Origin of the sequence: Thauera carbonicopians (assembly GCF_025699485.1) — a bacterium.
Classification (GTDB): Bacteria; Pseudomonadota; Gammaproteobacteria; order Burkholderiales; family Rhodocyclaceae; genus Thauera.
On the sequence record NZ_JANUXN010000005.1, the window covers coordinates 1 to 17,266 of the forward strand.

The window sequence follows — 17,266 nt, forward strand, 5'->3', positions numbered from 1 at the left end:
CTCAACGCCATGGTCCGCACAGGCAAACATTGGGACAAATCGCTTCACGATGCTTGACTTCTAAGACGGTTACTCAGCCCCCGACGAGGTGCCCGACCCTCATCCCTGCATGCAGGGGTCGGCGACCTCGCGCGCCGCGGCGTCGCGCCGCTCCACCGCCTTCAGCGCCAGCAGCAGCACGCAGCCCAACCCCATCATGGCGGCGGCGAAATAAAGCCCGCCGGCATAGCTGCCGAAGCTTTCCCCCAGCCAGCCGGTCACCGCCGGGCCGATGATCTGCGCCACACCGTAGGAAATCGTCATCTTGCCCATCATCTTCGCCGGCCGCGTCGGGTAGTAGCGCCCCGCCATCGTCAGCACCAGGCTGACCAGACCGACGAAAGTGCCGCCGAACAGCAGCGCCCCGGCCGCCGTGCCGGCCACCCCTCCCAGCGTCACCGGCAGCAGGATGCCGACGATCTGCAGCAGCGCAGCCAGGATCAGGGCATTGAGTTCGCCGGTGCGGCGGGCGATCAGATCCCACACGATGCAGGTCGGCGCCGCCGCCAGGCCGATGGCGAAGAAAGTCCAGTTGCCCTTGCCTTCGAGCCCGGGCAGATCATTGACGATGGCGACGATGAAGGTGGCGCTGACGACGTAGCCGATCCCGGCACAGAAGTACGAGATCATGAACAGGCGCAGGAACAGCGGGCTCGGCGGATTGTCGTGCATCGGCGCGCCGCTCCTGGTCACCGGACTGGCATCCGGCGCCGGCAGCCAGCCCAGCGCGGGCACCAGCAGCAGGCAGCCGATGGCAGTGAACACGAACCACTGCTCGCGCCAGTCCAGTACGCTGCTCATCAGCGCCACGGCCATCGAACATGCGGCGATGCCGATGCCGATGCCGCCGAAATGAATGCCCAGCTCGCTGCGATGGCCGTGGCGGATCAGCCAGTTCAGGATCAGGCCGGTTCCCAGCAGCATCGCCCCCGAAGTCGCCAACCCGGCCAGATAGCGCGACACCGCCCAGACCACCAGGCTGTCCGACAGCCCCATCATCGCCGTGGTCAGCACCGCCAGTACCAGGCCGACGCGATACAGCCGGTCCTTCAGCACCAGATCGCTGATCGACGCCGCGATCAGCGCCCCGGTCAGGTAGCCGGCATAGTTGATCGCCGCCAGCCAGCCCCCTTCCGCCAGGCCCAGCCCGGCCTGGGCCTGCATCACCGGCAGCAGCGGGGTATAGGCGAAGCGCGCCACCCCCATCGCCAGGATCAGGCTGAAAATGCCCGCGCCCAGCACTTTCATCCGCTGGATCTGATCGTCCATGTCCTTATGTCCTGTCTCCTCCTGGAGCCGAAAAGATAGTCGGCGTAAGATATCCCTTCAAGCGATTATTTCAGAATAGACCGTTCTGTTTCAGAGATACGACAATGGAACTCCTCGCCCTGCGCACCTTCGAGGCCGTCGTCGACGAAGGCGGCATCCTCGCCGCCTCGCGCAAGCTCAACACCGTGCAATCCAACGTCACCAACCGCATCCGCCGGCTCGAGGAAGAGCTCGGCACCGAGCTGTTCTTCCGCTCCGGCCGGGGCGTGGAACTCGCCCCCGCAGGCCGCGTGCTGCTCGACTACGCCCGCCGCATGCTGAGCCTCGAACGCCAGACCGTGGCCGCAGTGCGTCAGGCGGGCGAGGACGCCGGAGAACTGCGCATCGGCGCCATGGAGACCTTCACCGCGCTCTATCTGCCGGCCGTGCTGCGCGACCTGCGCCAGGCCCACCCCACGCTGGAACTGCACATCAGGACGGACACCAGCGCCGTGCTGATCGACAAGGTGCTGTCCCGCAAGCTCGACTGCGCCTTCATCGCCGGCCCGCTGCAGCATCCGGCGCTGCAGTTCGACGAACTGACCCGCGAAGAGCTGGTCCAGGTCTTCGCCCCCGGTGCCGATCCGGCACGCTGCCCGCTGATCCTGTTCCGCGAGGGCTGCGCCTACCGCGCACGCGCGCTCGCACTGCAGCGCACGCTCGGCCACGTGCACAATGAGGCAATGGAGTTCGGCACGCTCGAAGGCATTCTCGGCTGCGTCTCGGTCGGCCTCGGCTGGACGCTGATGCCGCGCCGCATCGTGCAGCAGTCGTCCCACACCGAGCGCCTGGCGCTTCGTGAAGTGCCGGCCGACATCGGCATGGTGCCGACCGGCATGGTCTATCGGAAAGCCGACATGCCGCCCCGGCTGCGCGACACGCTGGCGCAGGCCGTCGCCCGCATCGCCGGCGGCACCGCGCTGCCGGATCGCCCGGCACACGGCTAAACTGCAGTTCCCGCGCCGGGCGCTCGCGACATCGCGGCCCGGCCGCTCGCTTGCCCTTTGTTCCTCTCCCTTAGCCCCGGGAGCCGCCTCCGATGCGCCACCTGCGTACCCTGCTTTGCGTGCTGCTGCTCGCGCCGCTGCTTGCCCTCGCCCAGCCGGCGCCTCTTCCCACTACAGCCGAACTGCAGGCCCGGCTCGATGCACTCCCCGAGCGCAAGCTGTCCGAAGCCGATCAACTTGCCGCCCAGCAGGCACTGCAGCAGGCGCTGGCGCATCTGACGGATGCCGAAAACAGCCGGCATCAGCTCGATGCCTTGCGCAAGCAGCTGGAACAGGCGCCGGCGCTGATCGACAATGCACGCAACGAACTGGCACGCAGCCAGTCCCAGCCCGCTTCGGTGGCGATCGCGGGCAATGCCACACTGGCTTCGCTCGAAACCCGCCTGACCCAGGCCAGGACCCGGCTCGCACACTGGCGCACCATGCTCGACCAGGCCGGGACGCCGGCGCTGCGCACCGCCGCAGAGCGCACCCAGGCCGACATCGCCGACATGCAGGCGCGCATGCAGGCCATCGATGCTGCGCTGCGCAGCGGACGCGATGGCGGTCGCAGCCTCGGCGCCGAACACCGTGCCGCACTGGCCGCCGAGTGGCACGCGCTCGATGCACGCTCGGCGCTGCGCCTGGCGGAGCTCTCGGGCAGCGGCCTGTTGCAGGATGCGGCCCAGGCCCAGCGCGAACTGGCCGAATTCGAGCTGGGCCGGATCGAGCACGACATGGAGCTGGTCCAGTCGGCCATCAACCAGCGCCGGCGTGCCGAAATGCTCGAGACCGTGCAGCAGCTCAATCAGGCCGACGCGGATACGGCGACGGGCGACGGCCTGATCGCGCGCGCGACGGCGGGCAACCAGACGCTGTCGGCCTATCTGCTGCGCGCCACCGAGCACCTGGCCGATCTGAAACAACGCAACCTCGACACCCAGCAGCGCCTCGACGCCCTCAACCGCAGCAGCACGCTGATCGCCGAGCAGATCGAAGTGCTGCAGGACAGCCCGCTGCTGCCGCGCATCCTCAACGAGCAGCGCCGGGCCCTGCCGAGCCCCCAGCCCGACAACGCGCTGACGCACCAGATCGCCGACGTGCGCCTGTACCAGTTCGAGATCAACAAGCAGCGAGAAGCACTGAGCAAACCCGAAGCCTACGCCGATGCGCTGCTCGCCGCGCAGGAACCGGCACCGGATGCCGCCGAGCGCGACGCCCTGCGCAGCCTGCTCAGGAGCCGGGCCGAACTGCTGGAGCGCCTGAGCCACGAGCTCAACGCCATCCTCAGCGAATCGGTCAATCTTCAACTGCAGCAGACCCGATTGCAGGCGACTGCCGAGCGCCTGCGAACCACGGTGGATGAACAGCTGTTCTGGGTACCGAGCAATGCCCCGCTCGACCTCGACTGGCTCAAGCGCCTTCCTGCCGCGCTCGAACGCCAGCTCGCCGCGATGCCGTGGCACGCCACTGCAATCCAGCTATGGGAAGGCCTGAAGACGCAGCCGCTGGTGATGCTGCCGGTGCTGTTGATCTCCGTGCTGCTGCTGTTGCGCCGGCGCTGGCTGCGTGACACGCTGGAACGCCTGAATGCCGACATCGGCTACGTGCGCCGCGACACGCAACTTCATACGCCGCTGGCGATCCTGCTCAACCTGCTGCTGGCGCTGCCGGTGAGCCTGCTGCTGGCAATGGCCGGCCTGGCCTTGCAGATGGACGGCCGCGGCCAGAACCTGGCGCTGGGCATCGGCCTGATGAACATGGCCCAGGCCTGGCTGGTGTTCTACACCGCCTACCGCATCCTGGAGCCGGGTGGCGTCGCCGAGCGCCACTTCGAATGGCCATCGGCGCTGACCCGGAAGCTGCACCGCAGGCTGCGGCACCTCGGCCTGGTCGTGCTGGCCGTGGTGCTGGTGGTCGCGATCGCCGAACGCCAGCCGGAAGGGCTGGAACACGACGTGCTCGGCATCCTGACCCTGCTGGCCGGCTACGCCGTGATGGCCTGGCTGATGAGCCGCCTGTTGTCGCACCAGCGCCCCAGCGATTCGGCACGCTCGCCCCTGCAACTGCTCGGCAGCCTCGCCCTCGCGCTGATGCCGCTGGCGCTGATCGTCGCGCTGATGCTGGGCTACTACTACACCGCGCTGAAGCTGACCGGCCGCCTGATCGATACCCTGCTGATCCTGATCGTCTGGGCCATCACCAACGCCACTGCCATCCGCGGCCTCGCCGTGGCCGCGCGGCGCCTCGAATACAAGCGCGCGGTCGAACGGCGCGAAGCCGCCGAGCGCGAGGCGGAAGGCGACAGCCCGGCCGGCGTCGAACTGGCCGAAACACCGATGATCGGCATCGAACAGGTCAACCAGCAGTCGCTGCGCCTGATCCGCCTCGGCCTGCTCGGCGCCCTGCTGGGTGCGCTGTACTGGGTCTGGGCCGACCTGATCACGGTGTTCGCCTACCTCGACAACATCACGCTGTACGAATACGCCAGCGGCAGCGGCCAGGCCACCACGCTGATTCCGATCAGCCTGGGCGACCTGCTCGGCGCGCTGCTCATCGCCACGCTCGCCTTCGTGCTCGCCGGCAACCTGCCCGGCCTGCTCGAAGTGCTGGTGCTGTCGCGCATGAAGCTGGCGCAGGGCAGCGCCTACGCCATCACCACGCTGCTGTCCTACATCATCGGCGGCATCGGCATCGTCGCCACGCTGGGTACGCTGGGGGTGAGCTGGGACAAGCTGCAGTGGCTGGTCGCCGCGCTGTCGGTGGGGCTGGGCTTCGGCCTGCAGGAGATCTTCGCCAATTTCATCTCAGGCCTGATCATCCTGTTCGAGCGCCCGGTGCGCATCGGCGACGTCGTCACCATCGGCAACCTGTCGGGCACGGTCAGCCGCATCCAGATCCGCGCCACCACGATCACCGACTTCGACCGCAAGGAGATCATCGTCCCCAACAAGACCTTCGTCACCGGCCAGTTGGTGAACTGGTCGCTGAGCGACACCGTGACACGGGTGACGATGGCCGTGGGCGTGGCCTACGGCTCAGACCTGGAGCTGACGCGCAAGCTGCTGCTGCAGGCCGCCCAGGAAAACCCGCGCGTGCTCGACGAACCCGCACCGAAGGCGCAGTTCGTCGCCTTCGGCGCCAGTACCCTCGACCACCAATTGAGCCTGCACGTGCGCGAGATCGGCGATCGCGGCGCGGTGGTGGACGAGATCAACCGCCGCATCGACGCGCTGTTCCGCGAATACGGCATCGAGATGGCCTTCAACACGGTCGACGTGCATGTGCGTAGCATCGACGGCAAGGAAACCCAGCTGGAAACCATCAACCATGCTGCCGCCGCTTCGGCGGACGCGGATGTGGGGAAGACACCGGGCGCCCAGGGATGAAACAGGATGGCGGCCGTTCGGCCACGGCCGTCATCGGGCCCGCGCCGCCGAGGAGACCGCGGAACACCGGCAAGCGGCCGCCCGCCCTATGGAAGATCTGAATAATTCGGTTTTATTCGTCGCTCCCGCGAAGGCGGGAGCCCAGTGCGTTTGACGTCAAGGCCTCAGGGGTTCACTGGATGCCCGCCTTCGCGGGCATGACGGGCTTTTTCAGAGTTTCCCTGGCGGGATGAAGCCGCCACCCTGACCCGCGCCGTGTGCAGTTTCCTGAGGCTGTCGATCAGGCGCTGGTGCCGGTCGAGCCCTTCCAGCGCCATGCTCGTCGGCGTCAGGCCGAAGAAGCGCACGCTGCCGTCCACCGAGCCCATCGCCGCATCCATCCGCGGATTGCCGAACATGCGGCGGAAGTTGGCCTCGTAATCGTCCAGTTCCAGGTCGTCGTCCAGCACGACTTCCAGCACCACGTCCAGGGCCTGGTAGAACAATCCGCGTTCGAGCGTGTTCTCGTTGTACTGCAGGAAGGCCTTCACCCGTTCGTGCGCCGCTTCGAATTGCTGCAAGGCGAGATTGATTAGCAGCTTCAGCTCCAGGATCGTCAACTGGCCCCAGACCGTGTTTTCGTCGAACTCGATGCCGATCAGCGTGATGATGTCGGTGTAATCATCGAGCTCGCTGTCCTCCAGGCGCTCGAGCAGCGCCTCCAGGCCGGCGTCGTCGAGGCGGTGCAGGTTCAGGATGTCGGCGCGGAAGGACAAGGCCTTGTTGGTGTTGTCCCAGATCAGGTCTTCCACCGGATAGACTTCCGAATAACCCGGCACCAGGATGCGGCAGGCCGTTGCGCCGAGCTGGTCATACACCGCCATGTACACTTCCTTGCCCATGTCCTCGAGAATGCCGAGCAATGTGGCGGCCTCCTCGGCATTGGCGTGTTCTCCACGGCCGGAAAAATCCCACTCGACGAAATCGAAACCGGCCTTGGCGCTGAAGAAGCGCCACGACACCACGCCGCTGGAATCGATGAAGTGCTCGATGTAGTTGTTCGGCTCGGTCACGGCGTTGCTTTCGAAGGTCGGCCGCGGCAGATCGTTCAGGCCTTCGAAGCTGCGCCCCTGCAGCAACTCGGTGAGGCTGCGCTCCAGCGCCACCTCCAGGCTCGGATGCGCCCCGAACGACGCATACACGCCGCCCGTGCGCGGATTCATCAGGGTGACGCACATGACGGGAAACGCCCCGCCCAGCGACGCATCCTTCACCAGCACGGGAAAGCCCTGTTTTTCCAGCGCGTCGATGCCGGCCAGAATGCCGGGGTACTTCGCCAGCACTTCGTGCGGCACGTCGGGCAGTGCGATTTCACCTTCCAGGATTTCGCGTTTCACCGCCCGCTCGAAGATTTCCGACAGGCATTGCACCTGCGCTTCGGCCAGCGTATTGCCGGCGCTCATGCCATTGCTGAGAAACAGGTTGTCGATCAGGTTGGAGGGGAAATACACCACCTCGCCGTCCGACTGGCGCACGTAGGGCAGCGAACAGATGCCACGCTGCACATTGCCTGAATTGGTGTCGTACAGATGCGAGCCGCGCAGCTCACCATCGGCGTCGTAGATCCGCAGGCAGTATTCATCGAGTATTTCAGCCGGCAGCGCATCTCCAGGGCCGGGCTTGAACCAGCGCTCGTCCGGGTAATGCACGAACTCCGCGCCGGCAATGTCCTGCCCCCAGAACTGGTCGTTGTAGAAATGATTGCAATTCATCCGCTCGATGAATTCGCCCAGCGCCGACGCCAGGGCGCTCTCCTTGGTTGCGCCCTTGCCGTTGGTGAAGCACATCGGCGAGTGCGCGTCGCGGATGTGCAGCGACCACACGTTGGGCACCAGGTTGCGCCATGACGCGATTTCGATCTTGATGCCCAGGTCCGCCAGAACCCCCGACATGTTGGCGATGGTCTGCTCCAGCGGCAGATCCTTTCCCGTGATGTAGGTGCCTGCCCCGGCATCTGGATTCAGCGTCAGCAAGGCCTGCGCATCGGCATCCAGGTTTTCCACTTCCTCGATCACGAACTCGGGCCCGGTCTGCACCACCTTCTTCACCGTGCAGCGCTCGATGGAGCGCAAGATGCCCTGCCGGTCCGCGGCGGAAATATCCGCCGGCAATTCGACCTGGATCTTGAAGATCTGCTTGTAGCGGTTTTCGGGATCGACGATGTTGTTCTGCGACAGGCGGATGTTGTCGGTGGGGATGTTGCGTGTTTCGCAGTACAGCTTCACGAAGTAAGCCGCGCACAACGCCGATGACGCCAGAAAATAGTCGAACGGACCGGGCGCCGAGCCGTCGCCCTTGTAGCGGATGGGCTGATCGGCCACCACCGTGAAGTCATCGAACCTGGCCTCGAGACGAAGCTTGTCGAGGAAATTGACCTTGATTTCCATGCGGGAATCCTGAAACAGCGCGGCGGACGCCGGGCCGAAATGCAATACCTTTATCCAGAAAAGGTATATGCGTGGAAAGAATCTACGAGCAATCGAATATGGACGAGCGTAACACGATCCATTGCCAGCGCTGGCCGCCCGGCGGACACTCGCTGCCTTGCGCGCAGCACAGCCAACGTTGCCACCCGCCATGCGTCGCCCCGGCCCTGATTACCGTCCCCTCGGGCAGGGCATCCGCAGGAGAGCCAGTGGATGGCGGTAGATGCGAACCCGACACGGAATTCGTTCGGCCAGGACGGCCAAGCCCATGCGCGCTTCCGGCCGGAGTACCCCCCGGCTAGGAGCCTTTCTCGCTACAGTGGCGCCGAGCCGGCAACTGGCCGTCGACAACAGAAAACCGCTCCGCCACCTGAGGGGCAGCCTCGCGGGCACGCTGCTTGGCGGCGACGAAATCACCGCGCGGGATGTACAGCAGGTCGCCCAGCTTGAGCATCAGATGGTTCTCGTAATGGCTCAGGCAGCCGTCGGCATAGGCCACTCGCCACAGGTATTCGACGATGAGGACCTTCTCCGCCATGCTGTAGCCCTTGTTGAGCTGCGAGGTGAAGCCATACAGGTCGGGCGCATCACGCGAGGCGGCATGGGCCAGTTCGTACAGGCGCTCCAGTTCGTCGGCATGGAGATCGAACTGGGTGCGCAACGACGCCAGAATGGCTTCGCGCTCGGCATCGCCGGCTTCGTCGTCGGCGCGCATGACCTCCACCAGCAATACGGCAGTCGCCAGTTTCAGGCGATGTTCGGCATCGCCAGGCTGGCTGGCGGGCGCGGGTTCGGCAAGGAAGCCGAACAGTTCCTTGAGGGTATGAAGCATGATGAGCGGGGTTGTGGGACAAAACGCGAATACCGGATGATCGGCGCCTGACCGGAAGAGTTCCGTACGTGAGGGCCTCGGCGCTGGAGCCCGTACGATTCGAGCCTGTTTCCCCTGCCCATCTCTGCCTCCGATCTTGTCCGAGGCAGGGCGCTCGCACGTCGGCCAGCGCCCATCGGCATGCTCGTCCGCCGGGTAGTCACAACCTGGGCGTGTACTTCAGCGTGAACATCACGTTACGCGGCTCACCGTAGTCGTTGTTGCCGTCCTGCTGGGCATAGGCTGGAATCCAGTAGCGCTTGTCGAACACGTTGTTGAGGTTCAACGCCAAACCGACTTCGGGTGTGGCCTGGTAGCCCAGCCGCAAGTTCGCCACGGTAAAGCCAGGCACCTTGAACGAGCGGTCGTAACCCAGTGTATGGCTCTGGGCGGTCAGGCCGCCACCCACCGTGAGCTGGTTCCATTCGCCCGGAAGCCGATACGAAGCCCATACGCGGAGCATGTGCCGGGGGGTCCAGGTACTGAATACCTTGCCCTGATTCACAGGATCGCTCATGAACCTGCTGGTGTTGTAGGTATAGCCAGCCATCAGTTGGAGGTCGGACAGCACTTCGCCGCTGATCTCTGCCTCGATACCCTGGCTACGCACCTTGCCCGAAGCTTTTGCGCAGTACCAGCCGCTGCAGGCGAAACCGGAAGCCACATCGTTGACGGCGCGGTTCTCATGGTCGTAACGGAACACCGCCAGCGACGCATTCACGCGCCCGTCCAGCAACTCGCCCTTGATGCCGAGTTCGTAGTTCGTACCGATGATCGGATCCAGCACACTGCCCTCCGCTGTCCGTTCGGACTGCGGTTCGAACACGCTGGTGTAGCTGCCGTAAACCGACCATTGCGGCGTGAGTTCATACACGAAGCCTGCATAGGGCGTGATCTCGCCCGAATCGGTGTTGACGGACGGAGAGCCGTTCGACAGGTTTCGATAAAGATAGTCGTACCAGCTCACGCGTGCGCCGACGATGGCAGTCAACGGTTCGCTGAGCCGGACGCGCCAACTGGCGTAGATACCCTTTTGCCGCACGTCGTATTCCGAGGGGTTCTGCATACCGCCCGCCGCCAGCAAGCTGTCCGCGGTCGGCCGGGGGCGATGGTGGTCGATGGCAAAGATGTTTCCGCCCGGTGTGAAAAGTCTCGTCCACAGATCGTCCGACGTGTATTTCGAATAGTTGGCACCCAGGGTGACTTCGTTTTGCCGGCCCAGCGCTTCGAAGCGGCCGTTCACGTAAGCGTCGAATCCGAGTTTGGTGGAATCGAAGTCGGTCACCCAATCGGCGTAGCTCACCCCGCTTCCGTCCGCTGCCACGAGTCCGTGCATGCGCTGATGCGTGGAGCTGTTCTTTTCGCTCATGCGCAACGCAGAGGCCTTGATTTTCCAATCGGCATTGAAGCGATGCTCCAGATCGGCATGAAACGTCGTCTGCTCGATGCTCATGCGGTTCCACCATGAGCCTACGAATGTGGAGCGGGGAAGATGCAAGTCACTGCCATCCGGATAGCGCGGCAATCCCCGGATCATCGGCCGCCCGTGGCTGTCCGAATGGCTGACGCCCAGGCCCAAGGTCGTATCCAGGCCAACGTCGTAATCCAGCGCGGCGTACAGCGAGCGGGTACGGTCATTCACGTAATCGATGAAGGAGTGGCTGCGCACCTCGTCCAGCACCACGCGGCCGCGCAAGGAGCCATCGTCGTCGAGCGGCCCGCCGGCGTCCACCTGCAGGCCATGGCGGTCCCAGGATCCAGCCCGGGCCGTCAACGCAACGGTCTTTTCGACTTGCCCACGCTTGCGCACCAGATTGACTGCACCGCCGGGGCTACCCGTACCTTGCAGCAGGCCCGAGGCGCCACGCAGGACTTCGAGCCGGTCATAGAAAACCATGCCTTCGGTGCCCCAATTGCCCAGCGCCCACGTATTCCGGGGAATGGCGACGCCGTCGTGCTGCCAAGCATCGATCTGGAAACCCCGTGCCGTGAGCACCATGCCGGGACCGACCCCCTTGGCCCCCACCATGCCCGTGACGTTATTGGCCGCCGCCCTGAGATCGGTGATGCCTTGTTCATCCAATTGCTTGCGCGTGAGCACGCTGATCGACTGCGGAATGTCCTTGAGTGCCTGCTCTCCCTTGTTGATGCTCACCGCGCGAACCGCGAAAGAGCCCGTGCCTTCGGTGATGGCACTACGCTCGGGCTGTGCAGACACCGTTACCGGAGCAAGCCGCACATCACCCATGCTCACCGCCGGCAGGCTGCGCAGCCTGTAGCCGCCGTTTTCTCCGCGCACTGCTTCCAGCCCACTACCGGTGAGCAGCTTGCGCAAGCCGGCTTCCGCACCGTAATTGCCGTCGAGGCCGGCAGAATGCTGGCCGTCGGTCAGCGCGGCGTCGAAGGTCAGGGTGATGCCGGCCTGGGCGGCAAAGTGGTAGAGCGCCTGGCTCAGCGGGCCGGCGGGAAGAGCGTAGTGTTGTTGGGCGGCGCCGGCCAACGTCGCCGGTTCTGCCGCGCTGGCCGGACCAGCCGGGAGAAGTGCGATGCAGGCCAGACCGAGCAGGGCGATGCGCAGATGCACGGCCAGGGGCCGCAGGGGGTGGGGTTGCCGGGTTTGCACGGAAGCTCCTTTCGCAAGTCGATCAACGGGGGTTTCTCTGACTTGTCGAACGAAGCAAAAAAAGGGGCCGCGGTCTTCGAGATTTTCATTGCGCGCCTGCACGGGGCCGTGGCGCGGTCGATCAGTCGATGCCGCTCGCCGGGCCGATGCGTTTTGCTGGTATCGCGCCGCCCATCTGTATCCAGGTGAATTCATGGCCGTCGGCCGTGCGCTGCGGACGCAGGATGGCGTCGAAGTCGTGCGGATGGAAATCGCCGGCGCTGTCGTAGGCCATCCGGTAGGCGCCTTGTCCGGCAGCCTGGATTTCCAGCGCGTCGCCCCGGCGCCGCAGGCTCATCCTGAGACCGCTGGCCAGTTCCCATTCGCCCGCCAGCGCATCGAGCAGCGCCGCATCCGGTGTTGCCGTCCGGCGCGGTTCGCCGAGCGGGAAGGAATCATCGGTCAGGTGCAGGCCTAGCGAACCCAGGCCGCCGATGGAATTCCATGCGGTGTCGGACAGGATCACCACGCCGCGCTGCCTTTCCTTGTCGAAGGACACGAACGAGGAAAAACCGCCGGTGCCGCCTTCGTGTACATGCACGACGCGGCCGGCGGCGCGCAGCAGCATCCAGTTCATGGCCATGGGCGGACGGGGGAGCAGTCTTTCCTGGGTCAGGCGCAGGGCCGGCGTGACGGTGGTTTCCGGCTGGCCCAGTTGGCCACGCAGGTAATGCGTCATGTCCTCCAGCGTGGCGCGCACGCCGCCGACGCCGGCCAGGTCGGTGGCAAAGGTCCAGGCCGCCGCCGGCTGGCGGTTGGGCGTATGGCCGGTGGCCGCGCGGATGCCGGCCGGCGCCGCGCCCAGGTGCGCATGCCGCATGCCCAGCGGCGCGAACAGCCGTTCGTGCAGCAGCGTGCCGAGGTCGCTGCCGGCGCGGCGCGCCACGGCGTAGGAGAGCAGCATCGCGGCGAAGTTGGAGTATTCGAAGCGGCTGCCCGGCGCGGCGTTCAGCGTGACGTCGCCGAGCGAAGCCAGCAGCGCCGCTTCGTCCAGGTTGGCATAGGGGTCGTCCATGCGGGTCGCCCCCAGGCGCGAGGGCAGGGCCGGCAGGCCGGAGGTATGGGTGACCAGATGGCGCAGCAGGATCGGCTGGCCCTGGTAGTCGGGCACCCTGGCGTGTTCCGGCAGCCACGCCGACAGCGGATCGTCGAGCGCGCCCTTGCCTTGCAGGATCAGGTCGGCGAGCAGCGCGGCGGTCATCGTCTTGCTGACCGAGCCGATCTCGAAGGCGGTGTCCGGCCCGATGCGGGGCAGGTCCCGGTCGTCGGCGCACTGCCAGGTTCGGGCGACGCGCTCCTGTTCGATCACCGCCACGGCCATGCAGGCGCCGGTACGGTCGCCCTGCAGGCGCTGGCGGACGAGGCCGGCGAGTTCGGCGTCATCGAGCGCATGGCTGCCGGCGCTGGCGGCGGTGAGGATCAGGGCGATGGCGGCGGTGGATTTTTTCATGGCTGGCGGGGATGCACGTTGACCCAGTAGCGCGTGTGCCGGCGCACGCTGATGGGCAGGTTTTCCTGCAGGATGGCGAGGATGCGGTCGGTGTCGTCGAGCTGGAAGACGCCGGAAATGCGCAGGTCGGCTACTTCGGGCGCGCAGCGCAGGATGCCGGGGCGGTGGCGGGAGAGTTCGGCGAGGAAGTCTTCCAGGCGCTGCTTGTCGGCGATCAGGTTGCCCTGCCGCCAGGCATCGCTGCCGGCCGGGGCAGGCTGGACCGGGCCGCTGGCGTGGGCGGAGAAGCGGACGCTCTGGCCGGCGTCCAGCCGCAGCGCGGCGTCGCCCAGGGCGGGGCGGATTTCCACGGCATGTTCGAGCACGCTGACCCGCGTCTGCCGGCCGCCTTCGCGCTGGACGATGAAGCGGGTGCCCAGCGCACGGATGGTGCCGTGCTCGGTCTGGACCAGGAAGGGGCGGGGCGGCCGGGCGCTGTCCGGAGCGGTGTGGATGAGGATTTCACCGCTCTGCAGCACGATGCGACGCTGGGCCTCGTCGAAGCGCACGTCGGCGGCGCTGGCGGTGTTGAGGTGGAGCAGGCTGCCGTCGGCAAGGCGATGGTCGCTGCGCTGGCCGGTGGCGGTGCGGTAGTCGGCGGCGAGTTCTCCGCCCCATTGGCGCCAGCCCAGCCAGCCGGCGGCGGGCGCGGCGAGCAGCACGGCGAGGGCCTTGGCAACGCGGCGGCGCTGGGCCTGGTGGCTGCGGTGCAAGGCCTCGGTGCCGACGCCGGCGGGAATGGCATTCAAGGTGCCGGCCAGGGTTTCGGCGGCCTGCCAGGCGCGTTCGTGCTCGGGGTGCTGGGCGCGCCAAGCGTTCAGCGCCTGGCGGCCGGCGGCGTCCAGTTCGCCGGCGTGCAGGCGCACCAGCCAGCCGGCGGCCTGGTCGACCACGTCGTTGGCGGGAAGCGGGCCTGCGCTCACGGCCAGCTTACATCAGCGCCCGCAGGCACTGGGCGAAGGCGGTATGCATGTGGCGCTTGACGGTGCGCAGGGAGAGGCCCAGGCGTTCGCCGATGGCCGCATAGGCGAGGCCGTCGATCTGCGAGAGCAGGAACACCCTGCGGGTCTTGTCCGGCAGGGCGGCGAGCAGGGTGTCGATGCGGTGGAGCGCTTCGATGACGAGCAGGCGTTCTTCGGGCGAGGGGGCCAGTGGCTCGGGCTGCATGGCCAGGGCTTCGAGGTAGGCTTGTTCCAGCGCCCGGCGGCGGATCTGGTCGACCATCAGGCCGTGGGCGACGGTGCGCAGATAGGCGCGCGGTACACGGAAGGCTTCCTGTTCGCGAACGCTCAGCAGGCGCAGGAAGGTATCCTGCGCGAGGTCGGCGGCCTGCTGCGAGCAGCCGGTCTTGCGCCGCAGCCAGGCGAACAGCCAGCCGTGGTGGTCCTGGTAGAGTGTGGAAATCGATTCGGGTGTTGCCGCGCTGCTCACGCAAATCTCCGGGGAAAAGCGCCGCCGGTCGATGGGGAATAGGGCGGTTCGCTTTATTTATTGCGAATCGTTCCCATTCTTGTGGATTTGCCGTGTGGCGTCAAATCGGCACGCGGCACATGCCGCCGCCCCGCGACCTGGCACAGGCGGCGGGGCGGGGCGGGGCTGGGAGACGCGGCGCCGAAGCGGCCGAGGTTCAGCGCCGGATCATTTCGTGCAGGCGGGCGATGCGCTCCTGGGTCGACGGGTGGGTCGAGAACAGGCCGCGCAGGCCGCCGCCGGACAGCGGGTTCATGATCATCATCTGCGCCGTTTCCGGGTGCTGCTCGGCGGTGTGCATCGGGATGCCGCGGGCGTAGGCGTCGATCTTGGCCAGCGCGCTGGCGAGCGCCTCGGGGTCGCCGGAGATCTCCGCGCCGCCGCGGTCGGCACCGAACTCGCGGGTGCGGCTGATCGCCATCTGGATGATCATGCCGGCCAGCGGCGCGAGGATCATCATCGCGATCGACACGATCGGGTTGGGCCGGTTCTCGCCGTCGCGTCCGCCGAAGAACATGCCGAAGTTGGCGAGCATCGAGATCGCGCCGGCCACGGTTGCCGAGATCGTCGAGATCAGGATGTCGCGGTTCTTGACGTGGGCCAGTTCGTGCGCCATGACGCCGCGCAACTCGCGCTCGGACAGCATGCGCATGATGCCGCTGGTCGCGGCCACCGCGGCGTTTTCCGGGTTGCGGCCGGTGGCGAAGGCATTGGGCTGGTCCTCATCGATGATGTAGACCTTGGGCATCGGCAACTCGGCGCGCTGGGCCAGCTCGCGCACCATGTTGTAGAGGTAGGGCGAAGTGCTGGCATCGACCTGGCGCGCCTTGTACATCTTCAGCACGGCCTTGTCGGAGAACCAGTAGGCCCAGAAATTCATCGCGCCGCCGAGCACCAGCGCCATCATCATGCCTTCGCGGCCGCCGATGGCCGCGCCCATCGCGCCGAACAGGGCGACGATGCCGGCCATCAGGATGGAAGTCTTGATCCAGTTTCCTAGCATTGCGTATTCCTTCGTAAAGATTCGCTTCGATGCGGTAGATGGGGGCGGAAATGCCCTGCATCAAGCCGGATCGGCTTCGCCGGAAGCGAAGCGTTCGCCGACAGAGACCGCAAAGCCGCGCAGGAATTCCCCGGCGGGCAGGCGCCGGCTGCCCGGGCGTTGCAACACCGTGCAACGCAGCGCGCCCCGGCCGCAGGCGATGACGACGCCGGCCTCGTCGGCGGCCAGCACCGTGCCGGGTTCGCCTTCGGCGTCGATCACATCGGCCGACCAGAACTTGACTACCGTATCGCGCAACGTGGAGGCCAGGCCGGGGAAGGGATCGAAGGCGCGCATCGCGCGTTCCAGCTCGGCCGCCGGTCGCCGCCAGTCGACGGTGGCCTCGGCACGGCCGATCTTGGCGGCGTAGCTGACGCCTTCGGCAGGCTGCGGCACCGGTTTCAGTTCATCCAGTTGGGCCAGCGCGGCGACGATGCATTCGCCACCGAGCACCGCCAGGCAGTCGTGCAGCGTCGCCGCGGTGTCGGTGGGCAGGATCGGCAGGCTGCGCTCGAGCAGCATCGCGCCGGTATCCAGCCCTTCGTCCATCTGCATGATGGTGATGCCGGTCTCGGTATCGCCGGCCTCGATCGCGCGATGAATCGGCGCCGCGCCGCGCCAGCGCGGCAGCAGCGAGGCGTGGATGTTGATACAGCCGCGTCGGGGCAGGTCGAGCACCGCCCTGGGCAGGATCAGCCCGTAAGCGGCCACCACCAGCACGTCGGGCGCACAGGCGGCGAGGCGGGCGCGCTGCTCGTCGGTGCGCAGCCGCTCGGGCTGGTCGACCTCGATGCCGCGCGCCAGCGCCAGCTGCTTGACCGGGCTGGGCGTGAGCTTCATGCCGCGGCCGGCGGGGCGGTCGGGCTGGGTCAGCACCAGCGCCACCTCGTGGCCGGCGGCCAGGATGGCGTCGAGCGCACAGGCGGCGAATTCGGGCGTGCCGGCGAACGCCACGCGGAGCGGGGCGGCCATCAGGCGGTGATCCGGGCCTTCTTGGCCAGCTTGCTCTTGATCCGGCTGAGCTTGAGCGAAGACAGGTACTCGACGAAGACCTTGCCGTCCAGGTGATCGATCTCGTGCTGGATGCAGACCGCGAGCAAGCCGTCGGCCTCGATCTCGCGCGACTGGCCTTTTTCGTCCAGAGCGCGAACCTTCACACGCTCGGCACGGGTCACTTTCTCGTAGATTCCGGGTACGGACAGGCAGCCTTCCTCGCACACCTGTTCGCCGGAGCGTTCGAGGATATCGGGGTTGATCAGCGCGATCAGGTCGGTCCTGTCCTCGGACACGTCGATGACGACGACGCGCTTATGGACATTGACCTGGGTCGCGGCCAGTCCGATGCCCGGCGCTTCGTACATGGTTTCGGCCATGTCGGCGACCAGTTGGCGGATTTCGTCGTCGACCGACTCGACCGGCTGCGCAATGGTGTGGAGCCGGGGATCGGGGTAGCGGAGGATAGGTAGTAAAGCCATGAATGCTTGCCGCAATAAACCTTTGAGTGCAGAATTTCAAGTGATTTCGCGCATATGCACATGTAATGCA

12 protein-coding genes are annotated in these 17,266 nt (G+C 66.4%); 2 read left to right on the forward strand and 10 right to left on the reverse strand.

Features of this window, described 5'->3' with window-relative positions:
• Nucleotides 1-99: 99 nt before the first annotated feature.
• The gene (locus NX068_RS09180) at nt 100-1,308 is read right to left on the reverse strand and encodes a YbfB/YjiJ family MFS transporter (RefSeq protein WP_263460975.1); all 1,209 of its coding nucleotides are present in this window, start codon (nt 1,306-1,308) and stop codon (nt 100-102) included.
• 104 nt (nt 1,309-1,412) lie between these two features.
• Here NX068_RS09180 and NX068_RS09185 point away from each other — a divergent pair, with 104 nt between their 5' ends.
• Together NX068_RS09185 and mscK are read left to right on the forward strand one after the other, a co-directional pair.
• Nucleotides 1,413-2,294 carry a LysR family transcriptional regulator gene (locus NX068_RS09185; protein WP_263460976.1) on the forward strand — a complete coding sequence of 294 codons (882 nt, stop codon included), beginning with the start codon at nt 1,413-1,415 and terminating at the stop codon, nt 2,292-2,294.
• A gap of 92 nt (nt 2,295-2,386) precedes the next feature.
• Nucleotides 2,387-5,722 carry a mechanosensitive channel MscK gene (gene mscK / locus NX068_RS09190; RefSeq protein ID WP_263460977.1) on the forward strand — a complete coding sequence of 1,112 codons (3,336 nt, stop codon included), beginning with the start codon at nt 2,387-2,389 and terminating at the stop codon, nt 5,720-5,722.
• Between the two features lie 164 nt (nt 5,723-5,886).
• Here mscK and NX068_RS09195 read toward each other — a convergent pair whose 3' ends face one another.
• From NX068_RS09195 to def, 9 genes are all read right to left on the reverse strand, one after another.
• A complete protein-coding gene (locus NX068_RS09195; RefSeq protein WP_263460978.1) occupies nt 5,887-8,148 on the reverse strand; it encodes an OsmC domain/YcaO domain-containing protein in 2,262 nt (753 codons plus the stop codon).
• Between the two features lie 337 nt (nt 8,149-8,485).
• Complete coding sequence (locus NX068_RS09200) at nt 8,486-9,019, reverse strand: tellurite resistance TerB family protein (protein ID WP_263460979.1); 534 nt, start codon at nt 9,017-9,019, stop codon at nt 8,486-8,488.
• 199 nt (nt 9,020-9,218) lie between these two features.
• Entirely contained in the window at nt 9,219-11,681 is a 2,463-nt protein-coding gene (locus tag NX068_RS09205) for a TonB-dependent siderophore receptor (protein WP_263460980.1), read from the reverse strand.
• A 121-nt stretch (nt 11,682-11,802) separates the two neighbouring features.
• Nucleotides 11,803-13,170 carry a serine hydrolase domain-containing protein gene (locus NX068_RS09210; protein ID WP_263460981.1) on the reverse strand — a complete coding sequence of 456 codons (1,368 nt, stop codon included), beginning with the start codon at nt 13,168-13,170 and terminating at the stop codon, nt 11,803-11,805.
• The gene (locus NX068_RS09215; RefSeq protein ID WP_263460982.1) at nt 13,167-14,132 is read right to left on the reverse strand and encodes a FecR domain-containing protein; all 966 of its coding nucleotides are present in this window, start codon (nt 14,130-14,132) and stop codon (nt 13,167-13,169) included. The genes NX068_RS09210 and NX068_RS09215 overlap by 4 nt, the downstream gene beginning before the upstream one ends.
• A 7-nt stretch (nt 14,133-14,139) precedes the next feature.
• A complete protein-coding gene (locus NX068_RS09220; RefSeq protein ID WP_263460983.1) occupies nt 14,140-14,640 on the reverse strand; it encodes a sigma-70 family RNA polymerase sigma factor in 501 nt (166 codons plus the stop codon).
• A gap of 196 nt (nt 14,641-14,836) precedes the next feature.
• On the reverse strand, nt 14,837-15,682 hold the full coding sequence (gene htpX / locus NX068_RS09225) for a zinc metalloprotease HtpX (RefSeq protein WP_263460984.1): 846 nt from the start codon (nt 15,680-15,682) through the stop codon (nt 14,837-14,839).
• Between the two features lie 60 nt (nt 15,683-15,742).
• Nucleotides 15,743-16,693 (reverse strand): methionyl-tRNA formyltransferase, encoded by a 951-nt coding sequence (fmt, locus tag NX068_RS09230; protein ID WP_263460985.1) that lies wholly within the window; start codon nt 16,691-16,693, stop codon nt 15,743-15,745.
• The gene (def, locus tag NX068_RS09235; protein ID WP_263460986.1) at nt 16,693-17,196 is read right to left on the reverse strand and encodes a peptide deformylase; all 504 of its coding nucleotides are present in this window, start codon (nt 17,194-17,196) and stop codon (nt 16,693-16,695) included. Before def ends, fmt begins: the two co-directional genes overlap by 1 nt.
• Nucleotides 17,197-17,266 lie beyond the last annotated feature (70 nt).

Coding starts and splice junctions, on each gene's coding strand:
- htpX (WP_263460984.1), bottom strand. CDS start 15,682: ATGCTAGGAAACTGGATCAAGACTTCCATCCTGATGGCCGGCATCGTC.
- NX068_RS09210 (WP_263460981.1), bottom strand. CDS start 13,170: ATGAAAAAATCCACCGCCGCCATCGCCCTGATCCTCACCGCCGCCAGC.
- NX068_RS09180 (WP_263460975.1), bottom strand. CDS start 1,308: ATGGACGATCAGATCCAGCGGATGAAAGTGCTGGGCGCGGGCATTTTC.
- NX068_RS09195 (WP_263460978.1), bottom strand. CDS start 8,148: ATGGAAATCAAGGTCAATTTCCTCGACAAGCTTCGTCTCGAGGCCAGG.
- def (WP_263460986.1), bottom strand. CDS start 17,196: ATGGCTTTACTACCTATCCTCCGCTACCCCGATCCCCGGCTCCACACC.
- NX068_RS09200 (WP_263460979.1), bottom strand. CDS start 9,019: ATGCTTCATACCCTCAAGGAACTGTTCGGCTTCCTTGCCGAACCCGCG.
- mscK (WP_263460977.1), top strand. CDS start 2,387: ATGCGCCACCTGCGTACCCTGCTTTGCGTGCTGCTGCTCGCGCCGCTG.
- NX068_RS09185 (WP_263460976.1), top strand. CDS start 1,413: ATGGAACTCCTCGCCCTGCGCACCTTCGAGGCCGTCGTCGACGAAGGC.
- fmt (WP_263460985.1), bottom strand. CDS start 16,693: ATGGCCGCCCCGCTCCGCGTGGCGTTCGCCGGCACGCCCGAATTCGCC.